This window comes from Flavihumibacter rivuli (assembly GCF_018595685.2).
GTDB lineage: Bacteria > Bacteroidota > Bacteroidia > Chitinophagales > Chitinophagaceae > Flavihumibacter > Flavihumibacter rivuli.
This window is the reverse complement of the sequence record NZ_CP092334.1, coordinates 525068-538530: the sequence shown is the minus strand read 5'-3', so window position 1 is coordinate 538530 and position 13463 is coordinate 525068. Positions and strand designations below refer to the sequence as shown.

Here is a 13463-nt window from a genome sequence, read left to right as displayed (position 1 = left end):
GCCTTGAACAGCAAAAGACCTCATCAGGAGTTCATGATCTTGTTCTGGTGGTTGATACTTTCCATGTGAACGGCATCGAAGTAACGGGTGATGAACTCATTGCTCAGTCCAAGTTTTTCACCTTTCTTGAATGCCCGGTCCAGGATCTCGTTCCACCTGTTGGTCTGCAGGATAGTGATATTGTTCTCCTTCTTGTATTTACCGATCTGCTCTGCGATCTTCATCCGCTGGCCCAGGATCTGCATCAGTTCATCATCGAGGTGGTTGATCTGCTGGCGCAGTTTTTCCAATGCCGCGTGGTATGCTTCTGAATCCACATCTTCCCTTCTCCACCTGATGCTGCCCAGCATTTCTGCCAGTTTCTCCGGTGTCACCTGCTGCTTGGCATCGCTCCAGGCATTATCGGGATCGATATGGCTTTCGATCATCAGGCCATCGAAGTCGAGGTCAATGGCTTTCTGTGCAACATCCATGAGGATATCCCTGCGGCCACAGATATGCGAAGGATCGTTCACCATCAGCATATCGGGGTTACGACGCTTCATTTCGATAGCGAGGTGCCACATGGGGGCATTGCGGTATTCGGTATTGCCGTAAGAAGAGAAACCACGGTGGATCAAACCGATCTGCTGGATGCCAGCCTTGGCCACACGCTCAACGGCTCCGATCCAGAGTTCCAGGTCGGGGTTAATGGGGTTCTTGATCAATACAGGCACATCTGCACCACGTAGGGCATCGGCCACTTCCTGCACCGAGAAAGGGTTAACAGTGGTACGGGCACCGATCCAGAGGATGTCCACATCGAAATGGAGGGCATCTTCCACCTGCTTGGCGGTAGCTACTTCAACGGCTACGGGAAGACCGGTGATCTTCCTGGCCTGCTGCAACCAGGGCAATCCCTTGGTGCCAATGCCTTCAAAACTTCCGGGACGCGTACGGGGCTTCCAGATACCGGCCCTCAATACATCCACTTTACCGGTATTGGCCAGCCTTTGTGCTGTTGCCAGTACCTGCTCTTCTGTTTCTGCGCTACAGGGTCCTGATATGATCAGGGGGCGCTTGGACCACGCTTCCTGCGTGATCTGCTTCATGTTTTTTGTTTCGGTTGCTTGCATATGATGGTTGCTATTTATTTTAAAATCCTTTTGATCTTGTTAGCGTTCTCGATCAGTTCACCCAGGTACTCGTAGTTCTCTTTCTCCAGGCATGACTTGAATTTCCTCAACTGGCTGATGTGTTCGTTCAGCACATCCAGTACATTCTCCCGGTTCTGCCTGAATATGGGCACCCACATGGCAGGGTTACTCTTTGCCAGGCGCACCGTGCTTTCAAAACCACCACTCGCCAGTTCGAAAATGGCATCATCTTCCTTCTCCTTCTCCAATACTGTATTAGCCAAAGCGAAGGAAGTGATATGTGAAATATGGCTCACATAGGCCGCGTGCAGGTCATGCGCAATGGCATCCATTTCCAGGAGGTGCATGCCGATCTTGCTATAAGCATGCTTCACCCAATCCACCGCATCCTTATCGCTGTCCTGGGTATCGCAGATCACCACGGCCTTGTTCTCAAATGCTTGTTTAACGGCGGCTTGTGGGCCGCTATACTCCGTACCCCACATGGGATGGGTAGCTACAAAACGTCCACGTTTGGGATGGCCCTTGATGGCCTTTATCAGCTGCGACTTGGTAGAACCCGCATCGAATACGATCTGCTGATCCACCCGGTCCAAAACACCAGGCAACAGCTCCACCATCTTATCAACCGGAATGGCCAGGATGATCACCTCACAGTTATCAATAGCCGCATCAAGGTCCATCATCTCGTCCACCAATCCCAGTTCCCTTGCCTTCTCAGCATGGAAGGGGTTATTGTCTACGCCTATGATACCAGCTGCCAGTCCCTTTTCATTCAGCTGCAGGGCCAGCGAACCGCCAATAAGGCCTACTCCCACTATTGCTATTTTCTTTCTTTCCATTGTTGTGTCACCATTCAGTTTTGTTCAGCAGGTTGGCGAATGGCCTTGGCGATCCGATCCATGGCCTGCTGCAATTTTTCTTCAGGGCTGCACAAACTCACCCTGATAAATCCTTTGCCCGCATCACCAAATATGCCACCGGGCGTGATGAATACATTAGCATTATACAACACCGCATCACTTAGCGCATAACCATCTGCGTAAGTTGACGGGATCTTTGCCCAAACAAACATGCCAACCTGGTTACGGTCGTAATGGCAATCCAGCATGTCCAGCAAACGGAAAACCAATTCCCTCCTGCGGGCATAGATGGCATTAACGCTGTTGTACCAATCCTTTCCCAGGCTCAGCGCCTTTGCAGCCGCCAGTTGCAGGGGAAGGAACATCCCGCTGTCCATATTGCTCTTGAACCGCAGCACTTCATCGATGCGATCCTTTGCTCCCGCCAGCATGCCCACCCGCCAACCGGCCATGTTCTGGCTCTTGCTGAGTGAGTTGAGTTCCAACACCACTTCCTTCGCACCCGGGATGGCCAGCAGGCTTGCAGGCTTCTCATTCAGGATGAAGCTATACGGGTTATCATGGCATATCAGGATGGCGTGCTTCCTGCCAAAGGCCACCAATGCTTCAAAGAAGGACTGGGAAGGCACCTGGCCGGTTGGCATATGCGGGTAGTTCACCCACATCAGCTTCACCTTTGAAAGGTCTGTATTTGACAATGCTTCCAGGTCCGGCTCCCAATTGAGGGATTCCTTCATTTCATATGGCACCGGTACACCACCGGCCAATTTCACGGCACTGCTATAGGTGGGATAACCGGGATTGGGGATCAGCACCTGGTCACCTTCATCGAGGTAGGTCATGCAGATATGCATGATGCCTTCCTTGGAACCGATCAAGGGTAATACTTCCGTATCGGCATCGAGGCTTACGCCATACCAGGTGGCATACCAATCGCTCATGGCCTTGCGCAACACCGGCGAACCCTTGTAGCTCTGGTAGGCATGCACATTCGGTTTGGCGGACTCTTCCTGCAATACCCTGATCACATCAGGATGGGGTGGCAGGTCGGGACTGCCAATGCCCAGGTTGATAATGGCCTTGCCTTCCTTATTGAGGGTATCGATCTCCCTCAACTTCATGGAGAAATAATATTCACCAATTCCTTCCAGTCTATTTGCCGTCTTGATCATGATGCTTTACCATTTTTATAAATACCATAAACCTGCAAGGCTGCCGTCAACGGACGGATCGCCTCGATCACCGTATCGAATTGTTCGCGTGAATCGAACTCCATATCTGCATGGAAACTGTATTGGAAATCACTGCCGGGAATAGGGAAGCTTTGCAGCTTACTGAGATTAATGCCCCCTTCCGCAATCCTCGTCAATACTTTGGCAAGGCTGCCACGGGAGTGGTCGGTATGGAAATTGACCGAAGCCTTGTTGGCATCACCAGCATCAGTTACCCTTCCTGCAGGCTGCAGTACCAGGAAGCGCGTATAATTGTTCTTCATGGTATGGATATTGGGCGCGATCACTTCCAGTTGGAAAAGGTCAGCAGCCAGTTTGCTGGCTATGGCTGCCGCATGTTTATGGCGGTGCTGGTGGATATGCCTGGCGCTTAAGGCCGTATCCTCTGTTTCCACCAGTTTCCAATTGTATTGCTCCAGGTAATCGATACACTGCAGGATCGCCATGGGATGGGAATGCACTTCGCGGATATCTTCCAGTCGCACACCGGGGTTCACCAGAAGGTTCTGTTCGATCTGGAGGTAAACCTCCCCTACCACCTGCAAACCACTCTTCTGGAGGAGATTATAGTTGGGCAGGATACTGCCGGCAATGGAATTCTCAATGGCCATCACCCCTCCGGTGCTCAATTGCTTGTCAGCGGCGATCTTCACCACTTCCCGGAAAGTAGCACAGGGGATCACTTCCACATCACTCCCGAAGAACTGCCTTGCAGCCACCTGGTGGAAACTGCCTTCATAACCTTGTATAGATACTTTTGCTGCCATAAAACAAAAGTCCCGCACCTCTCGGCCGGGACTCTTTATGTTGATTGTTATTTGATCTTAATTAGTTGATCTCAACCAAAGCATCGCCGGCCTCCTGCCTGTAAAAAAGTAGAAGTAAAAATAAAACCAACGATATGCCTTTGTTTGTGTCATCTTTCCAAAAATAGGAAATGAAAATTACCGAACAAAAGATTTTTTCCTAACTAGTGTTCGTTTTTCCGCTCAGGACAAGCGTTTCATGAGTTCGTCATCAATTTTCTTAAACAAATGATAGGGCTTGTAAGTGCGCCAATTGCCCAGGTCCATGAGTTCAAGATAACGATTGAGTTTGGCCCTCTTGAAATCATATTGGGTCTGTTCGGGCATGTTCAGCAAGGTCACCCATCCATTCTCATCCGTCATTTCTTCATACCATTCCTCATAGTAATCACGATCCCCTGAATGGAAGTTCAGTACATTCTCCGTGATGATGATGAACTTGTAGATTCCCTGCTGCTGGAACTTGTCCACCACTTCGCGCTTGAGGTTCATGATATCATTTTCGATGGCATCATTCCATTCGCCCAATAATTCTATCACGGCATACCCTTCCTCATAATCAGCCATGATCACCTTCATGTAAAGGGTGCGCGAACCAAACTCATCCCATTGAGGATGGATATAGTAATTGTAAATGGTTTGTGAAAATTCAAATTCCGAATATACCCTTCCGTAGAAAGGACTGCGTTCATCTTCCTCACTCACATAAATGTGGCGCCAATTGTAAAATGGTTCAATTTCATGCATACTGATTCCTCCTCCCTTCTTCGGCATTGTTGCGCCTTTTCATTCAGCCCATGCATTACATCAAAAAGGCTGTAAAAGCAATTTACAGCCATTGGGGTGGTGATTCCAAATTTTGTATTTCGGATAAATTCCTTATTGCACCATCAGCTTGGTGGCCATAACGGTCTTCGATTCCTTACCGGTGACTTTTACCAGGTAAACGCCCTTGGCTGGCTCTTTCTGAAGGGTAAGCTTTTCCACCTGGAACTTTCCAAGCACCCTTAAAGGCTGCTGCAGTACCAGCCGGCCATTCCAGTCAAATACCTGCACTTCATAATTACCGGAAGGCTGTTCGTCAAAGCTCAGGCGGAAACTTGCATCTGTAATGGGGTTGGGATAGATCGCTATTTTATCATTCCGTACCAGTTCATAGACAAAAGGTTTGCGCTTCTCCATAGCTTTCTTTTCAAACAACAGGTTACCATTCGCAAGGTCGGATGCATTGAATACATCAGTACCAGCGCCCGTGCGTTCCGCCACCAGGGTATTCAGGTTTACTTTATAATAACCCTTCGTGGTGTTCGCGCTCCCTACCACCATATTACCCTCATCATCTGCCACCACCCCATTGGTCGTAAAACCAGTTGGCAGGCCGGAGATCATCCCCAGGTATTTGGCCTGCATGGCTTGAACATTGATGAAGAATATTGCATGATTGGCGGTCACGAGGTAGAGGTTACCATTCTTGTCGGCCACCATATCGCCGCCAAAACTCAGGCAGGGATTGTGGATGGAAACTTCCGCGTTCTCCGGGTGGTCGTCCACCATGCCAAGGTCACGGATCTCTGTGCCTTCCCCAACACGAAACCTGATCAGGTGCATGGCATCATTGGTCAGGGCATACCCATTTCCTTTCCCATCCATCACCATCCTGGTCACCTGGTTGGCCACATTGCCCAGATCGGAACCCGGATTGAGCTCCTGTGAAGTGATATGGAAAAAGCGGGGAATATTGCCGGAAAGGTCAACGTACCGGAGTTGGTTCACTTGCATGGGGGTATAATAGAGGCGCTTATTGACCCTATCAAAGGCGCAGGCTGCAACCAGTCCTTCCTCCTTTTGTACGCCATTAACCGGTTGCGTTTTGGCAGGCAACCCGGTAAAAGGCCGTTGACTGGTTGCATCAAAGATGAGTTTCTTATCCTTTTCAGAATGGTAAACCGAACCGGTGACCTTACCTGTAGCAAGATCGATCAACCGGATATTCATCCAGTTGGTTTCTCCCCTGGAACTTCCGGTAAACGCATAGGCTTCAGCTGATTGCTGAGCCCGGAGGGATAAGGGCAGGGCAAAAACGGCCAGCACCCAGGTCCTGTATTTCATATTAAAAGGTTTAATAGTTCTTACAGTCCTATAAGGTACGCTTTTTCCCCTGCCCCTGCAATAGGCTTATTGGGCAACCGAATCCACGGCCTTCTTCACACTGCCGTATTTCAGCAGCAGGTTACGGGCCTGTTCATAATCGGTCAATTTGAGTCTTTCCATCACCATTTTAGTGCCCCGGTCAACCAGCTTTTCATTGCTCAGCTGCATATTGACCATCTTGTTGTCCTCTACCCTGCCGATCTGGATCATCACGGTGGTTGAGATCATGTTGAGTACCAGTTTCTGGGCCGTTCCACTTTTCATCCGGGTGCTACCAGTCACAAATTCGGGGCCCACCACCACTTCAATGGGGAAGTCCGCATTCTGGCTAACCGGTGAATGGGGGTTGCAGGAAATTGAACCGGTAACGATCCCCTTTTCGCGGCAGCGTTGTAAGGCACCGATAACATAGGGAGTGGTCCCACTGGCGGCTATTCCTACCACTACATCCTTGTCGCTGACAAAATGCATTTCGAGGTCCTTCCATCCCTGCTCCATGCTATCCTCCGCATTCTCTACAGCTTTCTGGATGGCTTCTTCCCCACCCGCGATCAGGCCGATCACCAGTCCATAGGGCATGCCATAGGTTGGCGGGATCTCGCTGGCATCCAGGATACCCAAACGGCCACTGGTTCCTGCGCCCATATAGAACAGGCGTCCGCCTGCCATCATCTTATCGGCGATCACTTCAACCAGCTTCTCGATCTGCGGAATGGCCTTTTGAACGGCCAGGGGAACCGATTGGTCCTCTTTATTGATATTTTCCAGGATGTCCTTGATGGGCATCTGTTCAAGGTGACGGTAATGGCTTGGTTGTTCGGTTACTTTTTCAAACTCAGGCATAATTATCAGTTCAGTTAATCTAGTATTGGTCAGGATTTGTGGTATTTGATCAGTCCTTCCATGGGATTCTGCAGGATGGTCCCCATCTCCAGTTCATAGGAAGAACAGAGATCGCGTACCACATCGCGGAAACCGGAAGCTACCCCACCTACGAAATGGATGGGGTATTTCCAGCTCTCATTGTACCGGATGACATGTTGGAAGAAGAAATCATTCAGGCCATCCTCAATGATATTCTCGATCATGTAATGCCCCCTGTTCTCCGCCAGGAACAGGGTGAACCCGGCAAGGAACTTATTGGGAAGGGGTTGTTTATAAACCTTGTCGAGGATATCAACACTGGTCAGTTTGTACTGCTCTTCAAAGCGGTATTTGAGCTCTTCATCAAAGGTTTCGTACAGATAGTATTGCAGCACTTTCTTGCCAAGGTAGGCACCGCTGCCCTCATCACCCAGCACGTATCCCAGTCCGGGACTATTCTTAACGATCTTCTTGCCGTTATAGTAGCAGGAGTTGCTGCCCGTACCCAGGATACAGGCGATGCCTTTACCATCCAGGCATACCGCCCGTGCCGCCCCCATCAGGTCATTATCAACCGTTACCTCAATACCAGGAAATACCCTCTGGATCGCTTTCCTGATCATGGTGCGGTTGGCGGGATTCTTGCAGCCCGTCCCATAGTAATAGATAGCTTCGATCTTATACCGGTTAACAGCAGGAAAAACCTCCCTCCTCACGATATCTTCCACCTGGGCACTATTGAGAAAATAGGGACTGATGCCCATGGTAAAAATGGTCTTCTTTGCTTTCCTCTTATCCACCACACACCACTCACATTTGGTAGCACCACTATCGGCTATTAGTATGGCCATGATTAACAGTTAATAATGAAACGAAAATAAAACTATGTTGCCATACCTGCGTTATTTTCATGAAAAGAGAATGGCATCGGCACATTTATTTACCTTGCATTTGAATTGAAGCTATGAAAGGAAGAAACAAGCTACAGGTCTGGCTCCCGCTGCTTTTTGCGGTGATCATGGTCATAGGGATGATTTTAGGCTATAAGCTCCGCGATAACACGCAAACAGCCAAGAGCCTTTTCCATTTCTCTACCCGTCGTTCACCGATACAGGAAGTGCTTGACCTGGTGATGTTGAAATATGTTGACAGGATCAGCACCGATACACTTGGTAATGATGCCATACAGGACATGCTCGCCAAGCTCGACCCGCATTCGAATTATATCCCTGCAGTGCACCTGAAGGAAGTGAACGAAGACCTCCAGGGCAATTTCCAGGGCATAGGAATTGAGTTCCAGATCTTTGATGATACCGTAAATGTGTTGAGTGTATTAATTGGCGGCCCCAGTGACCAGGCCGGTTTGCAGGTAGGCGATAAGTTCATCAGGGTTGGTGACAGCTCTGTAACAAAGGGCATTACCTCCGAAAAGATCAAGAAAATGTTACGCGGGCCGGCCGGTTCGGAAGTGACCACAACCATCCTGCGCAATGGCCAGGAGAAGAAGGTAACCATAACCCGTGGCACCATCCCCCTCCCTTCACTGGATGCCGCCTATATGATCCAGCCGGGAATCGGTTACATCAGGCTGGGGAAATTCTCCGAGACCACCTATGAGGAATTCATGGCCGCCCTAGAGGACCTGTTGGGCAAAGGGATGAAGTCAATGATGCTGGACCTGCGCGATAATGGCGGGGGCATCCTGACCGAGGCGGTGGATATTGCCGATGAATTCCTTGATGGTGACAAGCTGATCGTTTATACAGAAGGTTCCCATATGCCCCGGCAGGATTACCGATGCAAACGCAAGGGACTGTTTGAGACCGGGAAAGTGGTGGTGCTGACAGATGAAAACACCGCATCAGCCAGTGAAGTACTGGCCGGCGCCCTGCAAGACTGGGACAGGGCGGAGATCGTTGGCCGCAGGAGCTTTGGCAAGGGCTTGGTACAGGAACAATACAACCTCAGTGATGGATCCGCCCTCAGGCTGACCGTGGCCCGCTATTATACGCCTTCAGGCAGGAGTATCCAGAAGCCTTATGACAAAGGCGTGGATGCTTATGAACAGGACATCATTGACCGCTATAACCATGGGGAACTGGTGAACCAGGACAGCAATAAGGTTTCCAATGGAAAGGCCTATAAGACCAGCAAAGGCAGGACGGTATATGGCGGCGGGGGTATTATGCCTGATTATTTTGTCGCCTTCGACACCAGCACCATTTCTGACCAGCTGGCCAGTCTTTACCGTACCAATGCCATCAGCAATTTCACCTACCTCTATTATGTCAGGAATATCCAGCGGATGAACCAGTTCAAAAGCCCGGTTGATTTCGCGAAGGGATTTGAGTGGACAGAAAACGACTGGAAAGACTTCCTTGTCTTTGCCGCAGCAGATAAAGGATCCTTGAAGGGAATACCAGCAAAGGACAGGCAGTTCCTGCTGCAGCGTATGAAGGGATTGCTGGCACGCTACCGCTGGAGGAGTTCAGGCTATTTCCAGGTGATGAATACCTGGGATGAGACCCTGAAGAAAGCATTGACCGTTGCCGGTTGATCAATCCCGTAAAAAGCATTAAGGGCAACACACCGTTGGATGTGTTGCCCTTTTTTGGATAAGGCAATCGGGGTTTAGGAATTGTTACGGTCATCCTGCTTATCCAGCAGTTCCTTCTTCTCTATACGATATGAGCCGATCAGGCCAAGTCCGCCGCCAATTCCGATCAGGGCAAACCAAAGGGCTGGGTTCTCATCATCGTGGAGAACATACTGGGTGATAAAGTAGGCCAAAGCCAATCCAATACCGGCGCCCAAAAAGAGCAGTCCATTCTTCAGGTTACGGTAAGGAGCCGGTCTGTTGGCGAACTCCTTGGGATTCATACCCCTTTCGATCATGGCCATATTTTCCCTGCTTTTCAGGTAAACCAATCCGAATACCATGGCAAAACCTCCCAGGGGAACTAAAATCGGCACTAATAATTCTGGTCCTTGCATACTGCTTGTTTTTATATTTTCAATGTATTAGGTTATACTGTTCTATCTGACTACCGGAGTTTGGATAAGGTTACAGGTAATTTTCAAGAACTTTTCCGGAATGCCCGGTCTGCTATCTATGACTACGCACATGAATATGTGGTTACAGGTTCCCCCAAAATAATTCCAGCCGGCCTTTTCACCCCAAAATGGGATAGGAAGACGCTATATATTATAGTTATTTTGTATCGTTAACCATCAGGAAGCAGGCTTCCGGCCCAAAAAACCTTTTCCTTTATTTTTTCACCGGCAGCCTGTAACCTGAGCCACCTTAAACGAGTCATATTCCCAGCAATGCAAACCGGGCTAACCGAAATAGAGATCATCCAGCGCGTCCTCAAGGGCGAGCACCAACTCTATGTGCAACTGGTGAACAAGTACCAGAACTATGTGTTCACCATTGCGTTGAGGTATCTTTCCAGCAGGGAGGATGCCGAAGAGGTGGCACAGGATATCTTTGTGAAGGCATACCGGAGCCTGGGCGATTTCCGTGGCGACAGCAAGTTCAGCACCTGGCTGTACACCATTACCACTACTTCCTGTATTACCTTCCTCCGGAAGAAAAAGCTGGAAGTGCATTCACTGGACGATGAGCGGGTGTTCACTGTAGCCGATAATATTGACAGTGGCATGAGGGCCAACCAGGTGGAACAAAAATCGAGGGTAAATATGGTGAACCAGGCCATCAGCCTCCTTTCACCCGAAGATGCGCAGGTGATCACCCTTTTTTACAAAGGGGAACAGAGCCTGGACGAGATCGCCAAGATCATGGGTGTGGAGACCAATGCCGTGAAGGTAAGGCTGCACCGGGCCCGGCAGCGATTGAAGGAAAAAATGGAGAAGCATTTTGCCGCGGAGGTGAAGGACATTGTATCATAAGGTTAACATGGGTATCCCCCGGGAACCCTATTCATAAACAATCAAGCTCATGCTATGCATACCACAGAACTGATGGAAGCGCAATTATGGGAATACATTGATGGCCTGGCCACCAGCGAGGAGCGCAGCACTATTGAGCAGCTGATCGCTACCAATATCGAATGGCGCAGGAAATACGAAGAGCTGCTCCTGCTGAACAACAGCCTTTCCTCTTCTGTAGAGCTGGAAGAGCCCTCCATGCGTTTCACCCGGAATGTAATGGAAGAGATCTCCAAATACCATATCGCACCGGCAGCGAAGAGCTATATCAACAAGAAGATCATTTACGGCATTGCAGGCTTTATGCTCACCATCATTGTAGGCGCACTGATCTATGCCATCGGCCAGATCGACTGGTCTGCTGCCAGCAGCAGTGGCGGTTCATTACCTTTCGACCTCAGCAAGGTGGATACGTCAAAGGTCTTCAACAACAATTACCTGAATGCCTTCATGATCGTGAATATAGTGGCAGGATTGATGCTGCTCGACCAATACCTTTCCCAGCAAAAAAAGCAGTGGAAGGATGGGTAATATAGTAGGCTCCTAAACTATACCGGGATCCCTGAATGACCGTTGGGATCCCTGCAGACAACAGTGAACCTTTCTAAGGACCTCCAGGCCAATTCGAAAAAAGGCGCCCAGTGGGTTCAAGCAAGAAGTTTCACTGTTTTTTTATTTGGTTACGACCACCTGTTGCTTCTACGGGAGAGGGGAATAATCGCTACCTTTAAGGAAACCCGCCAACATGAAACCTTTCCTTTTCCTGCCGTTGGTGATCATGCTCTCATTGACCGCCTTTTTTTTCTCCCCGGCCAATCACCGGCCGGAAGGATCACCCCAAACACTTGAAAGCATCCGCCTAAAGAAACTTCGGGCCCCGGGCTGCACGCCTGATTGGAAACAATTGGACATTGGCCAACTGGCCGAGGAAATGATCCCATTGCCCGGGACAGGCACCTGGAAATGGCAGGTAAGCACCAGTAACGATAGTGCCCAATTCTATTTTAACCAGGGTATCAACCTGTATTATGGCTTCCATATTGTTGAATCGGTGCCCTCCTTCAGGAAAGCCCAGTCTTTCGACCCCCAATGCGCCATGGCCTATTGGGGTGAGGCCCTGGCATTGGGCCCGAACATCAATGACGTTGGCTATACCGCAAGTATAGAGGCCTACACCGCGGCCCAAAAAGCGGCCAGTTTATCTGGCAATGCATCTGCCAAGGAAAAGGCATTGATCGAAGCCATGTTGGTACGGTATAGCAAAGACAGTGCAGCCAACCAGGCCAATCTGAACGAAGGCTATACAGGGGCCATGAAAGCCGTATATACAAGGTTTGAAAAGGACCCTGATATCGCCAGTCTTTATGCCGATGCCCAGATGCTCCTGCATCCATGGGATTACTGGAACCATGATGGCAGTCCCAGGGCATGGACACCCCAACTGGTTAGCTTGCTGGAAAAAATACTGAAGGCCCACCCCAACCATCCGGGAGCCAGCCATTACTATATCCATGCGGTGGAAGCCTCACCCAACCCGGGCAGGGCCACCCAAACCGCGGACCGGCTGGTGGGCCTTGCCCCAGGGCTATCGCATATGGTACACATGCCATCCCATATCTATATCAGGACCGGCAATTACAGCAAGGGCATTACGGTCAATACCATGGCGCTGGAAGCCTATGAACAATACAAGAAACTCTATCCATTGGTAGAGACCAAGGCAGATCTCTATGATATCCATAATCGACATATGCAATCAGCCTGTGCCATCAACCAGGATGATTATGCGAAGGCAAGGGAGATCGCCTTCCAGACCAGGAATAGTTTTTCAGCCGACTGGCTGCTCTTCCCAGGTTTCGCCTATTATATCCAATACATGTACATGTCACCGGAGATCATCATGATCGCCTTCCAGCAATGGGATGAGATCATCCGCCAGCCGGATGTGGATACTGCTTATCATTACGCCAACCTGCTCCAGCATTTTGCCAAGGGTATTTCCTATGCCAAAAAAGGCGAACTGTCTTCAGCAGCGGCATCACTTGAACATTTGGAAAGGATGATGAAGGTCCCCGACCTGGCCATTCCCATTGGTCCCATGAATGCGCCCCTCTCCGGCGCCAGTGTGGCCCAGGCATTGCTCAAGGGCTGTATTGAGGAAAGTAGGGGCAACCTTGCGGGAGCAATAGCATCTTACAAGGAGGCCGTAACCCGGGAAGATGCCATGATCTATACCGAACCCAAGGATTGGCTGTTACCGGCAAGGCATTTCCTGGCAGATGCCTATATCCGGCAACAGCAATGGAAAGTAGCAGAAAAGACATTCAGGGATGACCTTGCGATCAACCCGGGTAACAGGTATTCACTTGCAGGACTGAACAGGGTAAAACAGCAATCAGGCCGGTAAGCAGCTATTTTTATTACCGAAAACTTGAACAAACGGTTGCATATTGATAGCCG

13 protein-coding genes are annotated in these 13463 nt (G+C 49.8%); 4 read left to right on the top strand and 9 right to left on the bottom strand.

Annotated elements, in window-relative coordinates; genetic code table 11:
* Positions 1 to 23: 23 nt before the first annotated feature.
* From KJS94_RS02325 to KJS94_RS02290, 8 genes are all read right to left on the bottom strand, one after another.
* Complete coding sequence (locus KJS94_RS02325) at positions 24 to 1091, bottom strand: chorismate mutase (protein WP_214447142.1); 1068 nt, start codon at positions 1089 to 1091, stop codon at positions 24 to 26.
* Between the two features lie 38 nt (positions 1092 to 1129).
* On the bottom strand, positions 1130 to 1978 hold the full coding sequence (locus tag KJS94_RS02320) for a prephenate dehydrogenase (RefSeq protein ID WP_214447141.1): 849 nt from the start codon (positions 1976 to 1978) through the stop codon (positions 1130 to 1132).
* A gap of 14 nt (positions 1979 to 1992) precedes the next feature.
* Complete coding sequence (locus KJS94_RS02315) at positions 1993 to 3171, bottom strand: pyridoxal phosphate-dependent aminotransferase (protein ID WP_239804258.1); 1179 nt, start codon at positions 3169 to 3171, stop codon at positions 1993 to 1995.
* Complete coding sequence (locus tag KJS94_RS02310) at positions 3168 to 3998, bottom strand: prephenate dehydratase (protein ID WP_214447140.1); 831 nt, start codon at positions 3996 to 3998, stop codon at positions 3168 to 3170. The genes KJS94_RS02315 and KJS94_RS02310 overlap by 4 nt, the downstream gene beginning before the upstream one ends.
* A 222-nt stretch (positions 3999 to 4220) precedes the next feature.
* Positions 4221 to 4811, bottom strand: coding sequence for a hypothetical protein (locus tag KJS94_RS02305; protein WP_239804257.1), 591 nt, complete (start codon positions 4809 to 4811; stop codon positions 4221 to 4223).
* A 105-nt stretch (positions 4812 to 4916) separates the two neighbouring features.
* Complete coding sequence (locus KJS94_RS02300; protein WP_214447139.1) at positions 4917 to 6146, bottom strand: T9SS type A sorting domain-containing protein; 1230 nt, start codon at positions 6144 to 6146, stop codon at positions 4917 to 4919.
* Positions 6147 to 6212: 66 nt separating this feature from the next.
* Entirely contained in the window at positions 6213 to 7031 is an 819-nt protein-coding gene (gene murQ, locus KJS94_RS02295) for an N-acetylmuramic acid 6-phosphate etherase (protein WP_214447138.1), read from the bottom strand.
* A 29-nt stretch (positions 7032 to 7060) separates the two neighbouring features.
* Positions 7061 to 7903: an N-acetylglucosamine kinase gene (locus KJS94_RS02290; RefSeq protein ID WP_214447137.1), complete on the bottom strand. Its 843-nt coding sequence runs from the start codon at positions 7901 to 7903 to the stop codon at positions 7061 to 7063.
* Positions 7904 to 8016: 113 nt separating this feature from the next.
* Here KJS94_RS02290 and KJS94_RS02285 point away from each other — a divergent pair, with 113 nt between their 5' ends.
* Positions 8017 to 9609 carry a S41 family peptidase gene (locus KJS94_RS02285; RefSeq protein ID WP_214447136.1) on the top strand — a complete coding sequence of 531 codons (1593 nt, stop codon included), beginning with the start codon at positions 8017 to 8019 and terminating at the stop codon, positions 9607 to 9609.
* Positions 9610 to 9683: 74 nt separating this feature from the next.
* Here KJS94_RS02285 and KJS94_RS02280 read toward each other — a convergent pair whose 3' ends face one another.
* On the bottom strand, positions 9684 to 10046 hold the full coding sequence (locus KJS94_RS02280) for a DUF6249 domain-containing protein (protein ID WP_214447135.1): 363 nt from the start codon (positions 10044 to 10046) through the stop codon (positions 9684 to 9686).
* 333 nt (positions 10047 to 10379) lie between these two features.
* On the opposite strand from KJS94_RS02280, the gene KJS94_RS02275 reads away from it, so the two are divergent.
* From KJS94_RS02275 to KJS94_RS02265, 3 genes are all read left to right on the top strand, one after another.
* The gene (locus KJS94_RS02275) at positions 10380 to 10964 is read left to right on the top strand and encodes an RNA polymerase sigma factor (protein WP_214447134.1); all 585 of its coding nucleotides are present in this window, start codon (positions 10380 to 10382) and stop codon (positions 10962 to 10964) included.
* Between the two features lie 54 nt (positions 10965 to 11018).
* Positions 11019 to 11534 carry a hypothetical protein gene (locus KJS94_RS02270; protein ID WP_214447133.1) on the top strand — a complete coding sequence of 172 codons (516 nt, stop codon included), beginning with the start codon at positions 11019 to 11021 and terminating at the stop codon, positions 11532 to 11534.
* A gap of 214 nt (positions 11535 to 11748) precedes the next feature.
* Positions 11749 to 13410 carry a tetratricopeptide repeat protein gene (locus tag KJS94_RS02265; protein WP_214447132.1) on the top strand — a complete coding sequence of 554 codons (1662 nt, stop codon included), beginning with the start codon at positions 11749 to 11751 and terminating at the stop codon, positions 13408 to 13410.
* The last annotated feature ends 53 nt before the right edge of the window (positions 13411 to 13463 follow it).

What these genes read in the sequence shown, in the direction of transcription:
- KJS94_RS02285 (WP_214447136.1), top strand. Translation starts at nt 8,017, where the DNA reads ATGAAAGGAAGAAACAAGCTACAGGTCTGGCTCCCGCTGCTTTTTGCG.
- KJS94_RS02310 (WP_214447140.1), bottom strand. Translation starts at nt 3,998, where the DNA reads ATGGCAGCAAAAGTATCTATACAAGGTTATGAAGGCAGTTTCCACCAG.
- KJS94_RS02305 (WP_239804257.1), bottom strand. Translation starts at nt 4,811, where the DNA reads ATGCCGAAGAAGGGAGGAGGAATCAGTATGCATGAAATTGAACCATTT.
- KJS94_RS02265 (WP_214447132.1), top strand. Translation starts at nt 11,749, where the DNA reads ATGAAACCTTTCCTTTTCCTGCCGTTGGTGATCATGCTCTCATTGACC.
- KJS94_RS02315 (WP_239804258.1), bottom strand. Translation starts at nt 3,171, where the DNA reads ATGATCAAGACGGCAAATAGACTGGAAGGAATTGGTGAATATTATTTC.
- KJS94_RS02325 (WP_214447142.1), bottom strand. Translation starts at nt 1,091, where the DNA reads ATGAAGCAGATCACGCAGGAAGCGTGGTCCAAGCGCCCCCTGATCATA.
- KJS94_RS02270 (WP_214447133.1), top strand. Translation starts at nt 11,019, where the DNA reads ATGCATACCACAGAACTGATGGAAGCGCAATTATGGGAATACATTGAT.
- murQ (WP_214447138.1), bottom strand. Translation starts at nt 7,031, where the DNA reads ATGCCTGAGTTTGAAAAAGTAACCGAACAACCAAGCCATTACCGTCAC.
- KJS94_RS02300 (WP_214447139.1), bottom strand. Translation starts at nt 6,146, where the DNA reads ATGAAATACAGGACCTGGGTGCTGGCCGTTTTTGCCCTGCCCTTATCC.
- KJS94_RS02275 (WP_214447134.1), top strand. Translation starts at nt 10,380, where the DNA reads ATGCAAACCGGGCTAACCGAAATAGAGATCATCCAGCGCGTCCTCAAG.
- KJS94_RS02280 (WP_214447135.1), bottom strand. Translation starts at nt 10,046, where the DNA reads ATGCAAGGACCAGAATTATTAGTGCCGATTTTAGTTCCCCTGGGAGGT.
- KJS94_RS02290 (WP_214447137.1), bottom strand. Translation starts at nt 7,903, where the DNA reads ATGGCCATACTAATAGCCGATAGTGGTGCTACCAAATGTGAGTGGTGT.
- KJS94_RS02320 (WP_214447141.1), bottom strand. Translation starts at nt 1,978, where the DNA reads ATGGAAAGAAAGAAAATAGCAATAGTGGGAGTAGGCCTTATTGGCGGT.